Genomic DNA, 19,432 nt, shown 5'->3' with positions numbered 1-19,432 from the left:
TGGATAAATTGATTGATGCTCGTCGTTTATCAGGAAAACGGCGACGCAGACAAAAAAGGATCTGTACATGGCGATCTCGCGTCAGGCGCTGTTCGGAAAACTCGGGGGCACGCTCTTCAGGGCAATCGAATCGGCTACGGTTTTCTGCAAGCTGCGCGGCAATCCGTATGTCGAGCTGGTTCACTGGCTGCAGCAACTGCTGCTGCAGGCCGACTCTGACCTCCACCGGATCGTGAGGCATGCCGGCATCGACCGCAACACGCTCGATCGCGACATCGCGCGCGCGCTCGCCGCGCTGCCGGCCGGGGCAAGCTCGATCAGCGATTTCTCCCATCACGTCGAGACCGCGATCGAGCGCGCGTGGGTGCTCGCGACGCTGCGCTTCGGCGACCGGCGCATCCGCGGCGCGTGGCTCGTCGCCGCGCTCGTCGATACGCCGGAACTGCGGCGCGTGCTGCTCTCCATTTCGCCGACGTTCGCGAGGATTCCTCAGGACGAGCTCGACGACGTGCTGCCCGCGTGGACGGACGGCTCCCCGGAAGCGGCGGACGCGCCGTACGACAACAGCGGTTTCTCGCCCGCGTCGCCGGGCGACGCGTCCGGTGCGGCGCGCGCCGAGTCGAAGGGCTCGCCGCTCGAGCAGTACTGCGCGGATCTGACCGCGCGTGCGCGCGGCGGCGACATCGATCCCGTCGTCGGGCGGGAGCTTGAAATCCGCACGATGATCGACGTGCTGTTGCGGCGCCGACAGAACAATCCGCTGCTCACGGGCGAGGCGGGCGTGGGCAAGACGGCGGTCGTCGAGGGCCTCGCGCTCGCGATCGCGAGCGGCGACGTGCCGCCGAAGCTCGCCGACGTGCGCCTGATGAGCGTCGACGTCGGCGCGCTGCTGGCCGGCGCGAGCATGAAAGGCGAATTCGAATCGCGGCTGAAAGGCGTGCTCGAGGCCGCCGCGAAATCCGGCGCGCCCGTCATCCTGTTCGTCGACGAGATTCACACGCTGATCGGCGCGGGCGGACAAGCCGGCACGGGCGATGCGGCGAACCTGCTCAAGCCCGCGCTCGCGCGCGGCGCGATCCGCACGATCGGCGCGACGACGTGGGCCGAGTACAAGCGGCACATCGAAAAGGACCCCGCGTTGACCCGCCGCTTCCAGGTGTTGCAGGTGCCGGAGCCGGAGGAGCCGGCCGCGGTCCACATGGTGCGCGGCGTCGCGCGGACGTTCTCGCAGCACCACCGCGTGACGGTTCGCGACGAAGCGATCCGCGCCGCCGTCGCGCTGTCGCATCGCTACATTCCGTCGCGCCATCTGCCGGACAAGGCGATCAGCCTCCTCGATACCGCGTGCGCGCGCGTCGCGCTGTCACAGCATGCGGCGCCCCGTGAACTGCAGCACGTGCGCCAGCGCTTGCTCGCCGCGCGCGCCGAGCACGATCTGCTCGTACAGGAAGCGCGCATCGGCCTCGACGCCGGGCAGTCGCTCGCGGCCGCGCGCGAGCGCATCGAGGCGCTCGTGGCCGAAGAAGCGGCCGTCGACGCGCGCTGGAAAGCGCAAGCCGACGCGGCGCGCGCGCTGCTCGCCGCGCGCGAGGCCGCGCTCGCCGGCGACGGCGAAACGCGCGCCGCGTCCGCCCCCGCGCTGCGCGAGCTCGAACGCGCGCTCGCAACGTCCCAGGGCGACGCGCCGCTCGTGTTCCCGGAAGTCAACGAGGCGATCGTCGCGGAGATCGTCGCCGACTGGACCGGCATTCCGGTCGGCCGCATGGTGACAGACGAAATCGCCGCCGTGCGCGCGCTGCCCGCGACGCTCGAAGCGCGCGTGATCGGCCAGCCCGACGCGCTGCGCCAGATCGGCGAGCGCGTGCAGACCGCGCGCGCCGGCCTCGCCGATCCGAAGAAGCCGCTCGGCGTGTTCCTGCTCGCGGGCCCGTCGGGCGTCGGCAAGACCGAGACGGCGCTCGCGCTCGCCGAGGCGCTGTACGGCGGCGAGCAGAACCTGATCACGATCAACATGAGCGAGTATCAGGAAGCCCATACCGTGTCCGGCCTGAAAGGCGCGCCGCCCGGCTATGTCGGCTACGGCGAGGGCGGCGTGCTGACCGAGGCCGTGCGGCGGCGGCCGTACAGCGTCGTGCTGCTCGACGAGATCGAGAAGGCGCATCGCGACGTGCACGAGCTCTTCTTCCAGGTCTTCGACAAGGGCTACATGGAAGACGGCGACGGCCGCTACATCGATTTCCGCAACACGACGATCCTGCTCACGAGCAACGTCGGCGCGGAGCTGACCGCGAGCCTGTGCGCCGACGCATCGCTCGCGCCCGACGCCGCCGCGCTGCGCGACGCGCTCGCGCCCGAACTGCTGAAGGTCTTTCCGGCCGCGTTCCTCGGGCGCGTGAGCGTCGTTCCGTACCGGCCGCTCGAACCGCGCGCGCTCGCGCGCATCGTGCGCCTGCATCTGAATCGCGTCGTCGCGCGCATGGCCGGCCAGCACCGGATCGCGCTCGCATACGACGACGCCGTCGTCGACTACGTCGTCGGGCGCTGCCTCGTGCAGGAAACCGGCGCGCGGCTGCTGATCGGATTCATCGAGCAGCACGTGCTGCCGCGCCTGTCCGCGCTGTGGCTCGACGCGTTTTCGTCGAAAGCGGCGCTCGCGCGCATCGACATCGGCGTGGCCGATCCGGCCGCGCCGGCGCCGCAGGCGCTCGTCTTCCGGCCCGGCGACGCGAACCGCGCGGCGGCGCCGGACGCGCCGCTTACCGTCGTGCAGGCCGGCTAGCCCTGCCGTTTCCTCTCTCTCATGGAGTCTCGCATGTCCGCATCCAGCAGCTCTCAAAAATTCATCGCGCGCAATCGCGCGCCCCGCGTGCAGATCGAGTACGACGTCGAAGTCTACGGCTCGGAAAAGAAGGTCGAACTGCCGTTCGTGATGGGCGTGCTCGCCGACCTGTCGGGCAAGCCGGTCGCGCCGCTGCCCGCCGTCGCCGATCGGCGCTTCCTCGACATCGACATCGACAACTTCGACGAGCGGATGAAGGCGATCAAGCCGCGCGTCGCAGTCGCGGTCGACAACACGCTGTCGGGCGACGGGCAACTGATGGTCGACATGACGTTCGAAAGTATCGAGGACTTCTCTCCCGCCGCGATCGCGCGGATGGTCGGGCCGTTGCGCCAGTTGCTCGAGGCGCGCACGCAGCTCGCGAACCTGCAGACCTACATGGACGGCAAGTCGGGCGCCGAGACGCTCGTCAACCGGTTGCTGCAGGACCCGGCGCTGCTCCAGTCGCTCGCGGCCGCGCCGAAGCCGCAGCTCGCTGGTGGCTCCGACGCACAGGACACGCACGACGCGCACGACGCGAAGGACGCGGCGGGCCGCGACAGCGACGCGGCCTGACCGGCCGCCCCACACCATACCGGGGAACGAACCATGAAAAAACAGCAAGCCCAGACGGCCGTCGCCGACGCCCAGCCGCAAGCGGATTCGGATTTCGCGCAACTGCTCGCGCAGGAGTTCAAGCCGAAGACCGAGCAGGCGCGCGAAGCGGTCGAATACGCGGTGCGCACGCTCGCCGAGCAGGCGCTCGCGCAATCGGCGACGATCAGCGACGACGCATACAAGAGCATCGCCGCGATCATCGCGCAGATCGATCACAAGCTGTCCGAACAGATCAACCTGATCCTCCATCACGAGGATTTCCAGAAGCTCGAATCGGCGTGGCGCGGGCTGCATCACCTGGTGTCGAACACCGAGACCGACGAGCGCCTGAAGATCCGCTTCATGGACATCTCGAAGGAAGAGCTGCGCCGCACGATGCGGCGCTACAAGGGGCAGTCGTGGGACCAGAGCCCGCTCTTCAAGCAGATCTACGAAGAGGAGTACGGGCAGCTCGGCGGCGAGCCGTACGGCTGCCTCGTCGCCGATTACTACTTCGACCACACGCCGCCCGACGTCGATCTCCTCGGCTCGATCTCGAAGGTGGCCGCGTCCGCGCACACGCCGTTCATCTCGGGCGCGTCGCCTTCGGTGCTGCAGATGGAATCGTGGCAGGAGCTCGCGAACCCGCGCGACCTGACGAAGATCTTCACGCAGAACCTCGAATACGCGTCGTGGAACTCGCTGCGCAACATGGACGACGCGCGCTACATCGGCCTCGCGATGCCGCGCTTCCTCGCGCGCCTGCCGTACGGCGTGCTGACGAATCCCGTCGACGAGTTCGACTTCGAGGAAGACACGAACGGCGCCGACCATCGCCGCTACGCATGGACGAACGCCGCATACGCGATGGGCGTGAACATCAACCGGTCGTTCCGACTCTATGGCTGGTGCTCGCTGATCCGCGGCGTCGAATCGGGCGGCACGGTCGAGAACCTGCCGTGCCACACGTTCCCGACCGACGACGGCGGCGTCGACATCAAGTGCCCGACCGAGATCGCGATCTCCGACCGGCGCGAGGCGGAGCTGTCGAAAAACGGCTTCATCCCGCTCGTGCATCGCAAGAACACGGATCACGCGACGTTCATCGGCGCGCAGTCGCTGCACAAGCCGGCCGAATACGACGATTCCGACGCCACCGCGAACGCGAACCTGTCGGCGCGCCTGCCGTATCTGTTCGCATGCTCGCGCTTCGCGCACTACCTGAAGTGCATCGTGCGCGACAAGGTGGGCGCGTTCAAGGAGCGCGAGGACATGCAGCGCTGGCTGAACGAATGGATCATGAACTACGTCGACGCGGACCCGGCGAACTCGTCGCAGGACACGAAGGCGCGCCGGCCGCTCGCCGCCGCCGAGGTGGTGGTCGAGCAAGCGCAGGGCAACCCCGGCTACTACCAGGCGAAATTCTTCCTGCGCCCGCACTTCCAGCTCGAGGGCCTGACCGTGTCGCTGCGGCTCGTCGCGAAGCTGCCGTCGATCAAGGAAGCCGCCTGACGCATCGCCGGGCGGGCGTCCTCGGCTGGCCGGCATCGCGCCTTCGTCGCGCGCGGCGCGCCGCGCGGGGCCGGCTGTTTTTGTCATCCACGCAATCCACGTAAGAGAGCAATGAAATGGCGCAGGACATTTTTCTGAAGATCGACGGCATCAACGGCGAATCCCTCGACGACAGTCACAAGGACGAGATCGAAGTCCTGAACTGGAACTGGGAAATCCAGCAGGAATCGACGATGCACACGGGCAGCGGCGGCGGCGCCGGCAAGGCGAGCGTCAAGGATCTCGCGTTCGAGCATGCGATCGACCGCGCGAGCCCCAACCTGATGAAGTACGCGCTGACCGGCAAGCACGTCGACCAGGCGGTGCTCGTGATGCGCAAGGCGGGCGGCAATCCGCTCGAATACCTGAAGCTCACGATGAGCGACGTGATCGTCACGCGCGTGAGGCCGTCGGGCAGCCGCGACGATACCGAGCGCAGCCGCGAGACGGTGTCGCTGTCGTTCGCGAAGGTGAAGCAGGAGTACGTCGTGCAGAACGCGCAGGGCGGCAGCGGCGGCGCCGTCACGACGAGCTTCGACATCAAGGGCAACAAGGAAGCCTGAGCGGCGGCGGCGCGGGCCCGGCGGCGGTTGTCGACGCCCGCCGGGCCCGCGCCGCCCGCGACCGATTCCCCTCTCACAGCAAACGCGTGCCTCGAATGCGTCCGACCACCATCGCTACCGCCCTCGCGTTCGCGCTCGCGTGTGCCGCGTGCGCGAGCGGCGCGGCCAGGCCGAAGGAGCCGGTGCGGCTCGACCTCGCCGTGAACGCCGCGCTCACAGTCAATCCGGACGACCGGAGCCGGCCGGCCCCGATCGTCGTGAGCGTCTACGAGCTGAAGACCGACGGCGCGTTCAACGCCGCCGATTTCTTCACGCTGCAGGACAAGGACAAGACCGTGCTCGCCGACGATCTGCTCGCGCGCGAGCGCTTCCAGTTGCGCCCGGGCGAGCGCCGGACGATCCGGCGCAACGCCGATCCGGCGGCGGGCGCGCTCGGCGTCGTCGCCGCGTACCGCGACCTGCCGAATTCGGTGTGGCGCGCGGTCTATCCGCTGCCGGCCGCGCGGGATGCCGCGTGGTATCGCCTCTCGTCGCCGAAGCTGAGGCTGACCATCGACCTCGACACGCACGCGATCAGGATCACCGAAACGGGAAAATGACATGCACGGCGGAACGAAACCATGAGCTGGCATAACAAGGTCGTCTGGAGCGAGGGGCTCTTCATGCGCCCGCAGTTGTTCCAGCAGCAGGAGCGCTACCTCGAGCACTACGCGCACCAGCGCGCGGCGCCGCTGTCGCCGTTCTTCTTCGGCTTCAGCCACTTCAGCCTCGACAGCGAGGCGCCGGCGCTCGGCAAGATCATCGTGAAATCGGCGAGCGGCGTGTTCGCCGACGGCACGCCGTTCGACGCGCCGGGCAGCACGCCGCCGCCCGCGCCGCTCACGATCCGGCCCGAGCACCTGGACCAGGTGATCCATCTCGCGGTGCCGATCCGCGTGCCGAACGGCGAGGAGACCGCATTCGGCCACGCGGCCGAGTCGCTCGCGCGCTACGCCGTGTTCGAAACCGATCTGCGCGACACGAACTCGATCGGGCAAGGGCCGAAGACCGTCCAGTTGTCGAACCTGCGCCTGCGGCTGATTCCGGAAAAGGAACTGACGGATGCGTGGATCGGGCTCGCGCTCACGCGCGTGAAGACGATCCGCGCGGACGCGAGCATCGAGCTCGACGACACGCTGATTCCGCCCGTGGTCGGCTACGGCGCGAGCGACACGCTCGCGAGCTGGCTCGCGAAGATCCACGATCTCACGCGCCTGCGCGCGAACGCGCTCGCCGAGCGCCTGACGGGCGCGGACGGCCGGGCGGGCACGACGGCCGAAGTGTCCGACTACCTGCTGCTGCAGACGCTCAATCGCTACGAGCCGCTGCTGCAACACCTGCAGCGCGTGCCGACGACGTCGCCCGCCGATCTGTACGCGCTCCTCATCGGCATGGCGGGCGAGCTGTCGACCTACGTGCGCACCGACACACGCCGGCCGCTCGATACGCATCCGCCGTATCAGCACGTCGCGCCGCACCTGTGCCTGAAGCCCGTCGTCGACGATGCGCACCGGCTGCTCAACGCCGTGCTCGTGCGCAGCGCGCAGAGCATCGCGCTCGCCGATCAGGGGCACGGGATGCTCAATGCGGTCGTCGATCCGGTCGACATGCAGGGCTTCACCGCGGTCGTGCTCGCGGTGCACGCGCAGATGCCGCCCGATCTGTTGCAGCAGCAGTTCGCCGCGCAGGCGAAGGCGGGGCCGTCCGAGCGGCTGCCGGACCTCGTGCGCAGCCATCTGTCGGGCATCGCGCTGCAGGCGCTGCCGGTGCCGCCCCGGCAGATTCCGTTCAACGCCGGCTACGTCTACTACGAGCTCGCGCGAAGCGGACCGCTGTGGGACGAAGTGGCGCGGCACGGCGGGCTCGCGTTGCACATCGCCGGCGAATTTCCGTCGCTGAAGCTGGAGCTGTGGGGCATTCGCGGATAGCGGCGACTGCGGGGAGCGGCCGGGCCGTGCGCGCCGGCCGCCATGACGAATCCAACCAGAGTGGGGCATACCAGTGACCTCAGAAGCCGTGCATCATCCGGGCGTATCGGGTCCGCAACCGGGTCCGCAACCGGGTCCGCAGCCGGGTCCGCAGCCGGGTCCGCAGCCGTCCGATCCCGCCGCGGCCACGTTCGCGCGGCGCGATCCGCCGCCGCTGCCGGCCGGCGAGCCGCCCGCCGCCCGCCTCGCCGCGATCAGGCTCGCCCGCAATCCGCTGCTCGAAGCGGCGCGCCCGCTGCTGCGGGCGCTCGCCGACATGCCCGACCGGCTCGATCGCGACGACATCCCGCAACTGCGCCTGCTGCTCGAACAGGAAGTGCGCCTGTTCCAGCGGCTCTGCGAGCAGGCGAACATCCGGCGCGACCACATGCTCGGCGCGCGCTACTGCCTGTGCACCGCGCTCGACGAGGCGGCGATGCAGACGTCGTGGGCGAAATCGGCGGGCGGCAATCTCGGCACGTGGATCAGCGAGGGGCTCGCGACGTCGTTCCACGAGGATCGCCAGGGCGGCGACAAGGTCTACCTGCTGATCGGCCGGCTGATGAATTCGCCGCACGAGCACGTCGATCTGCTCGAAGTCATCTATCGCATCCTGAGCCTCGGCTTCGAGGGCCGCTACCGTTACGAAGCCGACGGCCAGCGCAAGCACGAGACCGTGCGCCAGCGGCTCTACAACGAGATCGCCTCGCAACGCGGGCCGGTGTCGGTCGCGCTGTCGCCGCACTGGCAGCCGGGCCCCCGGAGCACGAGCGCGCCGTTGCGCGATTTCCCCGCGTGGATCACCGCCGTCGTGCTGTCGCTGATCGCATTCGGCCTGTTCGGCTACTTCAAGTACGCGCTGTCGATGCGCAGCGCCGACGTGCAGCAGCGGATCGCCGCGATCGCGCGGATGACGCCGCCCGCCGCGCCGGCCGAGCTGCGCCTGAAGGCGCTGCTCGCCGACGAGATCGCGGCGGGCACGGTCAGCGTCGACGAGGACGCGCGCCACAGCTCGGTGACGTTCCGCGGCGACGCGATGTTTCCGCCGGGCGCGGCCGGCGTGAACGCGACGATGGGGCCGCTCGTCAAGAAGATCGCGGCCGAGATCGCGAAAGTGCCGGGCAAGGTGATCGTGCTCGGCTACACCGACAACCAACCGATCAAGAGCCGTCAATTCGCGTCGAACGAGGCGCTGTCCGAAGAGCGCGCGACGCAGGTCATGCAGATGCTCCAGAGCGCGGGCGTGCCCGCGAGCCGCCTCGAGGCGCTCGGCAAGGGCGACGCGAACCCGATCGGCGACAACCGGACCCCGCAGGGCCGCGCGCTGAACCGCCGCGTCGAAATCACGGTCGCGCGCTAATCCGCGGCCCGCTCACTCGGAACCCCGACATGAACAAGTTCCTGTCCTTTCTGGTGTCGCGACCGTTCCTCGCGTTCGTCGCGCTGCTCGTCGTCGCGCTCGTCATCTGGTTCGCCGGCCCGTTCGTCGCGTTCGGCGGGCTCACGCCGCTCGCGGGCGCGGGCATGCGCGTCCTCGCGATCGCGCTGCTGCTGGCGGGCGTGCTGCTGTGGCTCGCGGGCTGGCCGACGGGCGTGGTGTTCGTCGCGCTGCTCTGCGTGCTGATCTGGCATGCGTCGCCGCTGCTCGCGTTCGGCCGCGCGACGCCGTTCGCGCCGGAATCGGTCCGGGCGATCGCGATCGCGGTCGTGCTCGCGGCGTTCGCGCTGCACCTCGCGTTCCGGCTGCTGCGCAAGATGCGCACGGACCCGGACTTTCTGAAGAACCTGCTCGAGTTCGGCAGCAAGCAGCACGAATCGCCCGCGGCCGGCCGGCTGATCGCGGTCAACGCGGCGATCGCCGGCGCGATCGCGCGCCTGAAGGGCATGCGCACCGGCGCGCGCGGGCTCGGCCGCCTGTTGCGCGGCAAGCGCTATCTGTACGAACTGCCGTGGTACGTCACGCTCGGCTCGCAGGCGTCGGGCAAGACGAGCGCGCTCGTCAACGCCGGGCTGTCGTTTCCGGTCGCGGCGCAGATGCAGCGGGCGGCGGCCGGGCTGCCGGATCACGGCGGCTCCGTCGACTGGTGGCTGACCAACGATGCGGTGCTGATCGACACGGCCGGGCATTACACGCGTCACGGCACGTCGACGCAGGCCGTGCCGCAATCGGCCGCCGCCGCGATGGCGACGGCGGCGGCCGCGTCGGCGGCCCCGGCGACGGCGCCGAACCTCGCGTTCGTCGACGAACGGCAAGCGCAATGGCGGCAGACCGTCGATCAGGCCGAATGGCTCGGCTTTCTTCGGATGCTGCGCAAGCACCGCCCCCGCGAGCCGATCAACGGCGCGCTGCTCGCCGTCGACGTCGCCGCGCTGACGAGCGCCGACGAAAACGCGCGCCATGCCGAAGCCGCCGCGCTGCGCGCGCGGCTCGCCGAACTGCGCGCGGAGCTGGGCGTGCGCTTCCCCGTCTATCTGCTCGTCACGAAGATGGACCGGCTGCGGGGATTCGCCGAGTACTTCAGCTCGCTGACCACCGAGGGCCGCGCGCAGACGTGGGGCTTCACGCTGCCGTACGGCAAGGAGACCATCGCCGGCGAAGGCATCCATGCGCGCTGCGCCGACGAGCTGGGCGAGCTGGCCGCGCGGCTCGCGGCGGGCGTCAACACGCGCCTGCAGGAAGAGCACGACACGCAAAGACGCCGCCGGCTCGCCGCGCTGGCGGAGGAATTTCTCGTTCTGACGCGCCCGCTCGGCGAACTGATCGATCGCGTCTTCGTCGATTCCCGCTACGACGACACGCAGCACCACGCGACGCTGCGCGGCGTGTACTTCACGAGCGCCGCGCAGACGGGCGGCGAAATCGTCGCCGAAACGCGCACCGTCGCGCAGCGCCTCGCCGCCGCGACGGGCCGCGCGCCGGCCGCGGCCGCGCGCGCGGCGCAGCAGGAAACCGGCCAGAGCTTCTTCCTGCACGATCTGCTGACGAAGATCGTCATTCCGGACGCGCGTCTCGTCCAGCCGAATCTCCGGTGGGAGTACCGCTCGCGCACGCTCGGCCTCGCCGGTCACGCGCTCGCGCTGCTGCTGTTCGCGTGGGCCGCGATCGGCCTGCGCGTCAGCATGGGCAACAACGGCGATTATCTCGACGCGGTCGCGCGCAAGACGACGGCGCTCGCGTCCCAGGTCGGCCAGTTGTACAGGACGCCGAAGCCCGAGGCCGTGCCCGACGTGCTGACGCAAGCGCGCGCTCTGCCCGCGTACCCGGGGCTCGACCTGTCCGCGCCGGACGGCGGCTGGCGGTTCGGCTTGTACACGCCGCCCGGCATCGTCGCCGAAAGCCAGCGCACGTACAGCGCGCTCGAGGACAACCTGCTGCTGCCGCAGATCGTGAGACGCATCGAGGCGGTGCTGTCGCAGGCGATCGCCGATCGCGATCCGAAGGCCGCGTATGACGCGCTGCGCGTCTACCTGATGCTGTACGACAAGGCCCGCTTCGACGCCGCGCAGGTCGAGGCGTGGGTTCTCGACGACTGGGCGCGGACCGACAGCGCCGCGGTCTTCGGCGGCCGCGCGTCGATGATCGCGCACATCGGGCAGTTGTTCTCCGGCGAGCGCGTCGTGCAATCCCCGCTGATCCGCAACGACGCGCTGATCCGGCAGGCGCGCGCGTTTCTGGACGGCAGCAACGCGACCGAGCGGCTCTACGAGCGCGCGAAGGCGGCGATGGAGAAAGAAGCGCCCGACGAGTTCACGCTGATCCGGGCCGTCGGCCCGCAGGCCGGCACCGTGTTCACGCGCGCGAGCGGCGCGCCGCTCGCGCGCGGCGTGCCCGGCCTCTTCACGTTCGACGGCTACCGGCGCGTGTTCGACAAGCGTCTCGCCGAATTCGTGCAGGCCGCGCGCGAAGACGACGCATGGGTGATGGGCCGCGCCTATCTCGGCGGCGCTCAAAAAAAAAACGGCTGAGATCGCAAACGCGATCGCGCTCGCCGGCGATCCGCTGACCGAAGCGATCCGCCGGCAATACCTGATGGAATACGCGCAGCAATGGGACGCGTTTCTCGGCGACATCCGGACGATCGGCGGCACGAGTCTCGCGTTCGACCTCGTGGTGCTGCGCAGCTTCGCGGCGCCGGATTCGCCGCTCGATCGGCTCGCGCGCGCGGCGGTTCGCGAGACGACGCTCGCGCAGCCCGTCGCGAGCGCCGACCGCTCGTTCCTGCAAAAGGCGTCCGACCAGTTGAGCCAGAAAGCGGACAAGGTGCTCGGCGTGCGCGCGGAGGAACGCGTCGAGCGCGAGCTCGTCGACAACCGCTTCGCGGGCCTGCGCGAAATGGTGACGGGCCGTGCGGACACGCAGACGGGCCCGCCGCCGCCGGCCGCGCCGGCGGGCAAGAGCGGGCTCGATGCGGTCGCGAACCTGCTGAACGACTATTACACGGCGCTGACCGTCGCGGACGACGCGCTGACGAACAACAGCATGCCGCCCGCGAACGACACCGCGGCGAAGCTGAAGATGGCGGCGCAGACGATGCCCGCGCCGTTTCGCGCGGTGCTGACCGAGCTCGCCGCGCAGGGCTCGCGCGAAGTGAACCGCGGCATCAGCCAGTTGCTGTCGCGACAGTTGCAGGCGACGGTGGGCGACGTTTGCCGCCTCGCGATCGAGGGCAACTATCCGTTCGCGGCCGACAGCAGGCGCGACGTCGGCATCGAGGATTTCACGCGCGTGTTCGCGCAGGGCGGCGTGATCGACGACTTCTTCGCGAAGACGCTCGCGCCGTTCGTCGACACGTCGACGCGGCCGTGGCGCTACAAGACGCTGCCCGGCGCGACCGAGCCGGTGCAGGGCCCCGATCTCGAACCGTTCCAGCACGCGAAGGCGATCCGCGAAGTGTTTTTCGGCGCGCCCGGCCAGAAGCAGATGGCGTGGAAGGCCGACATCCGGATTCCCGAGCTGGACCCGACGATCACGGGCCTCGCGATCGACATCGACGGACAGACGACGCTCTATCAGCACGGCCCCGTCGCGCCGTTCGCGGTGAGCTGGCCGGGGCCGCGCGGCGGCGTTCACGCGGAGCTCACCGCGAGCCCGCGGATTCGGCCCGACACGTCGACGGTGTCGACGGACGGCCCGTGGGCGCTGCTGCGCCTGTTGCAGAAGGGGCGCGTGGCCGAAACGGCGACGCCCGGCCGCACGCGCGTCACGCTCGACTTCGACGGCCGCAAGGCGGTGCTCGACATCGCGAGCGCCGGCAGCGTCGCGAATCCGCTGACGAGCGACGTGCTGACGACGTTCCGGTGCCCGGGCGCGATGCCGATGTTCAATCTCGCGGACACCGGCGCGCCGCCCGGACTGCCGCCGGCGAGCCCGCCCGCGCCGCCCGCCGCGGACGCCGCGCATCGTGGGCAACAGGCGCAACGGGCGACACAGGCGGTTCGCTCGCGCGCGCTGTGAACGTTGCGAACGTCGTGCCCAGCAAGTGTCGCCTCGGCGTGAGGCGCAGGCGTAAGCGGCATCGACGGCGCGCGGCGAAGCGACTCGCGCGGCAAGCGCCGCGGCCGCTTCAGTCGAGCCAGTCGCGATAGCAGCGCCAGCCCTCGTAGCCGCCCGAACGGCTGCGCTGCACATACTCGTAGAGCGCGCTGGATCGCGACGGCTCGGCGTCGTCCGGCTGATCCTTTCCGACCGTGACGAGCGTGACGGTGGCGATCAGCGTGCCTTTCGGCTCCTCGGCGATCGACGGCATGACGTCGACGTAAGAACACGTTTCGCGCGCGCGCTTCAAGGTTTTCTCGAATCGCTTTTCGAAGTGATCGAGCAGTTCTTGCCGAAGCCGATTCATCGTGTATTCGTTGCGTATGCGGTCCCTCGTTTCTTCGAGTCATGTCGTGTGGAACGGGTTATCGGCACGGATCGCCGCGCCTTTAGCGACGCAGCGATCCGGCGTCACGATGTTCGATTAATAGATCGGCCCATGATCAAAAGCGTTCCACTGACGTCACGCGCGGCGCATCGGCGCTTCGCCCGCGACAGGGCGAGCGCCGCCCGGAATTTCGAACCGAGGTGGGGATAAGAAATTTGAATCACCTGCGCGTTTTCATGGCGATTGGTTTCTTCGTCAATGAAATGAAGGGTGCCGTAATGTTTTTATCATATTTACTAAACGATGCGAAACAGCGTGCAACACGGCGTTCTTATTTCAAATGTCCGCGCGGCGATGCGCGCGGACGCCGTCACGGCCGCCAGCGATAGACGACGACGCTCGATCCGTTGTAGTTGTCCTTCGTGACCACGTATTCGCCGGTCGATCGCAGATACGCCCTGAGGCCGTACATCGAATCGACGTCGTTGCCGACGTCCATCATGCCGGTGTTCGAGTTGGTCAGCGTGGTGACGAGCTGGCCGGTGTTGAGATCGAATACGTCGATATTCGGCACCGTGTGCACGTAGCCGACGAACAGATAGTTGCCGGCCGCCGCGATCGACTTCGGATTGGGGCTCGCGAGCGTGATGACCGGATTCGGCTGCGCGACGTTGCCCGCGTTCCAGCCGTGATACACCTCGATCCGACCGTTCATCGCGGTCCAGTCCCAGCTCCCCGCGATGCCCTGCGCGAGGATCATCGTATCGCTGTCCGACAGGTAGAGAATGCGCGTGGTCGGCTGGACGCTCGCCGGCGTCGGGATCGACACGGGCGCGCCCCACGACGGCTTGCCGTTCGCATCGAAGCCCGTCAGCGGGTAGTGCGAGATCGCGTTCGTCCCGTTGAGGCCCGCCCACACGTCGCCCTTGTTGTCGATCGAGAAACCCGCCGTCACCTGCAGCGACGTATTGAACCCCTTGCCCGGCAGCGACGCGTCGGGAATCGCGATGTAGCCGCTCGCCGCGTTGAAGTGATAGAAGTTGAAGTTGCCTGGGTTCTGCCCCGACGCGACAAGTATCTTGTTGCCGCCGACGCTGACGAGCTGGCCGAAATGCTGGCCGCGCTGATAGTCGTTCATGTCGAGACGCGGGTCGGACGGATACGTGAACGGATCGACCGTGTTCGCGATGAAGGTGCCGCCCGCCGTGCCCGAGTAAATGTTCATTCCGCTGTAGAACAGCGTGCCGTCTGTCGTCGGATCAGGCGCCGCGATTGCCTCGAAGTTCAGCGCCTGCAGCTTCCACAGCGAATTGCCGAGCGCGCCGTATGCGTGAATGTCGGTCGCGCCGTTGCGGCCGAGATCCCAGCCGCCGCCCCACGGATTGTTGAGCACGTACAGCGTGCCGGCCGAATCCTTGCCGATGCCGACCACGCGCGTGAAGCGCCTGTCGCCGACCTGGCCCCTGATGCCCGTCGTCGTGTCGAGGTAGCCGCCCTGCACGCCGAACGTGCCGACCTGCGTCGGCGCGCCCGCGATCGCGTAGAGCTTGATGTTCATGTCGGGCCCCTGATCGCCGACCATCAACTGCCGCTTCGACGCGTCGTAATACAGCGAAGCCGGCCGCGACGCCGTCGGCATCTGGATCGTGTTCAGCAGCGCGCCGGCCGGGCCGAATTCGACGATCTTCGCCGCATTCTTTTGCGCGACCCACAGGTTTCCGGCATCGTCGAGCGCGAGCGCGCCGGGGTTCGTGATGCCGATGTCGCGTTGCCAGACGCCGTCGGTCGTGAATACGCGCACGCGATTGCCGAAGTAGTCGCTCGCATAGAGCAGCGTGCCCGCGGTCGCGAGGCCGGTGATCACGTCGGCCCGGCTGACCGCGTTCCACACGCTGACCGGAATCGTGAGGTCGCGCTGCAGCGTCGCCCGGTTGTAGCGCCCCACCGTGCCGCTGCCCTGCGGGGTGCTGTACTGCATCGCCGCGAAGACCGACGTTGCGTTGCCGGTGATCGCCCCGCCCTGAAACTCCGCGTGCGTGCCGATCGAGCCGAGGGTCTTGCCGTTCTGGTAGATCGCGACGCCGCCCGCGTTTTCGTCCCAGAAGGACGCCGTATAGATCACGCCTTCGGGCGAGACCCACATCGACCGCGCGTTGTTGCCGACGTGCGATGCGATGGTGCCATAGGTGTTCGCGATCCAGTCCGTCGTGTATTGCGCGTGCGCTGCGTGCGCGGCCAGCCCGACGAACGCGGCGGCGAACACGGCACGAATTCGTTTCTTGACCATGAATCATGCTCTCCCGATCTGCCCCGTCGAAACTATAAGTCGCCGGGTATGACATAGGTGAGTACGACGAACGAATCGTCGCAGCCCTCGTTGATTGGTCGCCCGCCACTGCCGCCGCGCTGCGTTTGTTTCGCGCCGACGCCATTCACTCGTCAGGCCGGCTGCCGACGCATTCGGCATTCAATTCCCGGCTGAATTGCTGTGCGAATGCCTGCGTGATCGGCTCCATCGGGCATGAGTTTCGAAGACGGCTTCGAAAAATCCGGCGAAAGCGCGCCGCCATTCGACGGTTTGCATCGCCGGGCCGGCGGATTCGCCGAATCGTTTTCACTTCGCATTCGGCATGTCATCGACGATTCGGAGTCAAGGCTAGCATGCAATCGTGTCATGAAGAAATTCGTCAGAAATTGCCCGGGCTTTAATCGCAGACGGGCGACCTCGCAAAAAAACGGATTGCGTGAACGGGACGTTTGCGCCAAGCCGGCGCCGACGTTACGATACCGGCTTGTCCGATCGTCGCGCCGCGCGCCGGCCCGCGGGCGGACAAACGCCGCTCGAATCCGTCACCGACGCATGCCGCATCGCGCACCCCGTTCCCTTCATTTTTCGCATCGACATGGCCACTTCCCCTTCTCCACTGCCCGCCGTTCGCGCGATCGTCACCGGCCACACGCGCGGGCTCGGCGCCGCGCTCGCCGCGCAACTGCTGCAGCGGGACATCGCGGTGCTCGGTCTGTCGCGCAGCCGCCATCCATCGCTCGGCGCGCAGGCGCGCGGCAGGCTCGTCGAGGCCGAGCTGGATCTGTCGGACCCGGCGCGCGTTCAGGCCTGGCTCGGCGGCGATGCGCTCGGCGAATTCGTCTCCGGCGCGAGCCGCGTGCTGCTGTTCAACAACGCGGGAACCGTCGAGCCGATCGGCCCGCTCGACACGCAGGACGCGGCGGCGATCGCGCGCGCGGTCGGCCTGAACGTCGCGACGCCGCTGATGCTCGCGAGCGCGATCGCGAAGATCGCGCCGGAAACGGCCGAGCGCCGCATCGCCCACGTCTCGAGCGGCGCGGCGCGCAACGCGTATGCGGGCTGGAGCGTCTACTGCGCGACCAAGGCCGCGCTCGATCATCATGCGCGGGCGGTCGCGCTGGACGCGAATCGCGCGCTGCGGATCTGCAGCGTCGCGCCGGGCGTCGTGGACACCGGCATGCAGGCGACGATCCGCGCGACGAGCGGCGACCGGTTTCCGTCGCGCGAGCGGTTCGAGCAACTGAAGTCGAGCGGCGCGCTGACAACGCCTGACGACGCCGCGCGCCAATTGATCGACTATGTGCTGAGCGACGATTTCGGCACGACGCCGACCGCCGACATCCGCAACCTGGGGTGACGCCGGAGCGGCCGCCTTCCGTGCCGAACAGGATTGCGAACGGCCGCGACACGCGGTAGTGTCCAACGCACGAAGATCCGCCTCGCCCCCGTCATGCGCCTGCGCCACATCGAAGTCTTCCATGCGATCATGCGCACCGGCTCGCTGTCGAAAGCCGCGCAGTTGCTGTGCGTATCGCAGCCCGCCGTCAGCAAGGTGCTCGCGCACGCCGAGCAGAACCTCGGCATCCGTCTCTTCAACCGCGCGCACGGCCGCCTGCTGCCGACGCGCGAAGCCGAGCTGCTGTTCGGCGAGACGCAGAAACTCCAGTCGAGCCTCGACCGCATCCGCACGCTCGCGCGCAATCTGGCGCTGCAGCCCGAGGGCCATCTGCGCGTCGGCTGCCTGCCGAGTCTCGGCCTGAGCCTGATCCCGCAGGCCGTGAAGGCGTTCCGCGGCGATTACCCGCGCGTCGCGCTGAAGATCCAGACCTTGCACACCGACGCGCTGCTGAACGCGTTGCTCACGCGCGATCTCGACGTCGCCGTCGCAATCGATCCGCCGACGCGGCCCGGCATCACGTCGACCGAGCTCGGCCGCACGGCCGTCGTCAGCGTCGGCCCGCCCGACGACGACGCGCAGGACGCACCGCTGTCGCTGCACGAATTCATGGAAGGCGAATCGATCGGCATCGGCACCGAAGACCCGCTCGGCGACGCGATCGGCAACGCGCTCGAAGCGTTCGGCGAAGATCGCGTGACGATGGTCGAGGCGCATACGTGGTACGTCGCGCGGGCGCTCGCCGCGCGCGGCGTCGGCCGCGTGCTGCTCGACGAGCTGACGGCGCGCGCGCCCGGCGAGCCGGTCGCGATCCGGCCGATCGAGCCGGCGCTGTCGGTCGGCGTGTTCGCGCTGTGGCGCGACGGCGGCCTCGACTCGCACGCGGGCGCGACGTTCATCGACGCGCTGCGGGCGCCGTTCGGCGCGCGCCGACACCCTTAACCCAGGGTTATGGGGCCGCACATCTGCTCACTTGCCCAAACCATTTCGGCCGGCAAGACTGAACCGCATCGACAACCCTTCAAGGACGGCCGGCATTCATGCGGATCTGCGTATTGGGCGCGGGCGTCGTCGGCCTGACGACCGCCTACTATCTCGCGCGCGAAGGCCACGACGTGACGGTGCTGGAAGCGCGCCCGGACGCCGTGCTCGACGCCAGTTTCGCGAACGGCGGGCAGTTGAGCTACAGCTATGTCGCGCCGCTCGCCGATCCCGCGGTGCTGGGCAAGCTGCCCGCGTGGCTCGCGAAGCCCGATTCGGCGCTGCGCTTCGTGCCGCGGCTCGATGCCGATCAATGGCTGTGGTGCGCCGCGTTTCTCGCCGCATGCCGCACCGCCCGCGCGCGGCAAACCGCCGCCGAAATGCTCGAGCTCGGCGCGCTCAGCCGCGCGGCGCTGCACGCGCTCATCGAGCAGGAAGCGCTCGACTTCGACTATGCGCGCAACGGCAAGCTCGTCGTCTACCGCAACCGGCAGGAATTCGACCGCGCGCGCCGCGCGATGGACCATCTGATCGCGGCCGGCGCGCGGCAGCACGCGCTCGACGCGGCCGCGTGCGTGGCGCTGGAGCCCGCGCTCGCGCCCTCGGCCGGCCTGCTCGCGGGCGGCATTCATACGCCGTCCGAAGAAGTCGGCGACTGCCGCCGGTTCGGCGTCGGCCTCGCCCGCGTGCTGCGCGAGCGGCTCCACGTCACGATCCACTACGAAACGCCGGTCGACGCGCTGCGCACCGAAGGCGCGACGATCGTCGCGGCGCGCACCGCACGCGGCGACATCGGCGCCGACGCGTTCGTCCTGTCCGCGGGCAACGGCAGCGCGCCGATGCTGCGCCGGCTCGGCATGCGGCTGCCGATCTATCCACTGACGGGCTACAGCCTGACGCTGCCCGGGCGGCACGATGCGATGCCGCGCGTGAGCGTGACGGACCTGCATCGCAAGATCGTCTATGCGCCGCTCGGCGCGCGCTTGCGGATCGCGGGCATGGTCGAGATCGCCGGCCTTCGTTCGTCCGGCGCCGCGCGCCGGCTCGCGTTGCTCGCGCGGCAGGCGCAGGAGATCTTTCCGCACGCGGGCGACTATGCGCACGGCGAAACGTGGTGCGGGCATCGCCCCGCGACGCCCGACGGCAAGCCTTTGATCGGCGCGACGCCGTTGCGGAATCTGTGGCTCAACACCGGCCACGGCGCGCTCGGCTTCACGCTCGCCTGCGGCAGCGCGCGCGTGCTGGCCGACCTGATCGCGGGCCGCAAGCCCGCACTGGACACCCGCGCGTATGCGCTGCATCGTTGAGCCCGATGCGCGCGTTGCACGACCCGATTTGCCCCCCACTA

General features: G+C 68.9%; 12 protein-coding genes and 1 pseudogene. 11 read left to right on the top strand and 2 right to left on the bottom strand.

The annotated features are described in order from the left end of the window. The first annotated feature begins 67 nt into the window (after window positions 1–67). The 8 genes and pseudogenes from tssH to tssM all read left to right on the top strand — a co-directional run bounded on the left by tssH (window position 68) and on the right by tssM (window position 12,990). Window positions 68–2,779, top strand: coding sequence for a type VI secretion system ATPase TssH (gene tssH / locus AQ610_RS20195; protein WP_006029726.1), 2,712 nt, complete (start codon window positions 68–70; stop codon window positions 2,777–2,779). A 33-nt stretch (window positions 2,780–2,812) separates the two neighbouring features. Continuing rightward, entirely contained in the window at window positions 2,813–3,394 is a 582-nt protein-coding gene (tssB, locus tag AQ610_RS20190) for a type VI secretion system contractile sheath small subunit (protein ID WP_006029727.1), read from the top strand. Window positions 3,395–3,427: 33 nt separating this feature from the next. Further along, window positions 3,428–4,927, top strand: coding sequence for a type VI secretion system contractile sheath large subunit (gene tssC / locus AQ610_RS20185; protein WP_006029728.1), 1,500 nt, complete (start codon window positions 3,428–3,430; stop codon window positions 4,925–4,927). A gap of 116 nt (window positions 4,928–5,043) precedes the next feature. Further along, window positions 5,044–5,529, top strand: a complete 486-nt coding sequence (locus AQ610_RS20180) for an Hcp family type VI secretion system effector (RefSeq protein WP_006029729.1) — start codon at window positions 5,044–5,046, stop codon at window positions 5,527–5,529. 95 nt (window positions 5,530–5,624) lie between these two features. Then, on the top strand, window positions 5,625–6,128 hold the full coding sequence (gene tssJ / locus AQ610_RS20175) for a type VI secretion system lipoprotein TssJ (RefSeq protein WP_043283389.1): 504 nt from the start codon (window positions 5,625–5,627) through the stop codon (window positions 6,126–6,128). Window positions 6,129–6,149: 21 nt separating this feature from the next. Further along, window positions 6,150–7,496 (top strand): type VI secretion system baseplate subunit TssK, encoded by a 1,347-nt coding sequence (tssK, locus tag AQ610_RS20170; protein ID WP_006029731.1) that lies wholly within the window; start codon window positions 6,150–6,152, stop codon window positions 7,494–7,496. Between the two features lie 88 nt (window positions 7,497–7,584). Continuing rightward, window positions 7,585–8,895, top strand: a complete 1,311-nt coding sequence (tssL, locus tag AQ610_RS20165; protein WP_006029732.1) for a type VI secretion system protein TssL, long form — start codon at window positions 7,585–7,587, stop codon at window positions 8,893–8,895. Window positions 8,896–8,924: 29 nt separating this feature from the next. Next, window positions 8,925–12,990: pseudogene (gene tssM / locus AQ610_RS36250) on the top strand (type VI secretion system membrane subunit TssM). Between the two features lie 109 nt (window positions 12,991–13,099). Here the strand turns inward: tssM and AQ610_RS20155 are convergent. Further along, the gene (locus tag AQ610_RS20155; RefSeq protein ID WP_006029735.1) at window positions 13,100–13,378 is read right to left on the bottom strand and encodes a hypothetical protein; all 279 of its coding nucleotides are present in this window, start codon (window positions 13,376–13,378) and stop codon (window positions 13,100–13,102) included. A 391-nt stretch (window positions 13,379–13,769) separates the two neighbouring features. Then, window positions 13,770–15,686: an SMP-30/gluconolactonase/LRE family protein gene (locus AQ610_RS20150; RefSeq protein WP_006029736.1), complete on the bottom strand. Its 1,917-nt coding sequence runs from the start codon at window positions 15,684–15,686 to the stop codon at window positions 13,770–13,772. A gap of 637 nt (window positions 15,687–16,323) precedes the next feature. Between AQ610_RS20150 and AQ610_RS20145 the strand changes: the two genes are divergently transcribed. The 3 genes from AQ610_RS20145 to AQ610_RS20135 all read left to right on the top strand — a co-directional run bounded on the left by AQ610_RS20145 (window position 16,324) and on the right by AQ610_RS20135 (window position 19,391). After that, on the top strand, window positions 16,324–17,064 hold the full coding sequence (locus AQ610_RS20145; RefSeq protein WP_043283392.1) for an SDR family oxidoreductase: 741 nt from the start codon (window positions 16,324–16,326) through the stop codon (window positions 17,062–17,064). A gap of 93 nt (window positions 17,065–17,157) precedes the next feature. Further along, entirely contained in the window at window positions 17,158–18,045 is an 888-nt protein-coding gene (locus AQ610_RS20140; RefSeq protein ID WP_006029739.1) for a LysR family transcriptional regulator, read from the top strand. A 98-nt stretch (window positions 18,046–18,143) separates the two neighbouring features. Beyond that, window positions 18,144–19,391 carry a D-amino acid dehydrogenase gene (locus AQ610_RS20135; protein WP_006029740.1) on the top strand — a complete coding sequence of 416 codons (1,248 nt, stop codon included), beginning with the start codon at window positions 18,144–18,146 and terminating at the stop codon, window positions 19,389–19,391. Window positions 19,392–19,432: the final 41 nt, after the last annotated feature.

This window comes from Burkholderia humptydooensis, assembly GCF_001513745.1.
Lineage (GTDB): Bacteria > Pseudomonadota > Gammaproteobacteria > Burkholderiales > Burkholderiaceae > Burkholderia > Burkholderia humptydooensis.
The sequence above is the reverse complement of the archived record's forward strand: the minus strand, read 5'-3'. Positions and strand labels throughout refer to the sequence as shown.

Excerpts from the sequence above, each read along its gene's own strand:
- tssH (WP_006029726.1), top strand. The coding sequence starts at position 68 with ATGGCGATCTCGCGTCAGGCGCTGTTCGGAAAACTCGGGGGCACGCTC.
- AQ610_RS20150 (WP_006029736.1), bottom strand. The coding sequence starts at position 15,686 with ATGGTCAAGAAACGAATTCGTGCCGTGTTCGCCGCCGCGTTCGTCGGG.
- AQ610_RS20155 (WP_006029735.1), bottom strand. The coding sequence starts at position 13,378 with ATGAATCGGCTTCGGCAAGAACTGCTCGATCACTTCGAAAAGCGATTC.
- tssB (WP_006029727.1), top strand. The coding sequence starts at position 2,813 with ATGTCCGCATCCAGCAGCTCTCAAAAATTCATCGCGCGCAATCGCGCG.
- AQ610_RS20135 (WP_006029740.1), top strand. The coding sequence starts at position 18,144 with ATGCGGATCTGCGTATTGGGCGCGGGCGTCGTCGGCCTGACGACCGCC.
- tssK (WP_006029731.1), top strand. The coding sequence starts at position 6,150 with ATGAGCTGGCATAACAAGGTCGTCTGGAGCGAGGGGCTCTTCATGCGC.
- tssC (WP_006029728.1), top strand. The coding sequence starts at position 3,428 with ATGAAAAAACAGCAAGCCCAGACGGCCGTCGCCGACGCCCAGCCGCAA.
- AQ610_RS20140 (WP_006029739.1), top strand. The coding sequence starts at position 17,158 with ATGCGCCTGCGCCACATCGAAGTCTTCCATGCGATCATGCGCACCGGC.
- AQ610_RS20180 (WP_006029729.1), top strand. The coding sequence starts at position 5,044 with ATGGCGCAGGACATTTTTCTGAAGATCGACGGCATCAACGGCGAATCC.
- tssJ (WP_043283389.1), top strand. The coding sequence starts at position 5,625 with ATGCGTCCGACCACCATCGCTACCGCCCTCGCGTTCGCGCTCGCGTGT.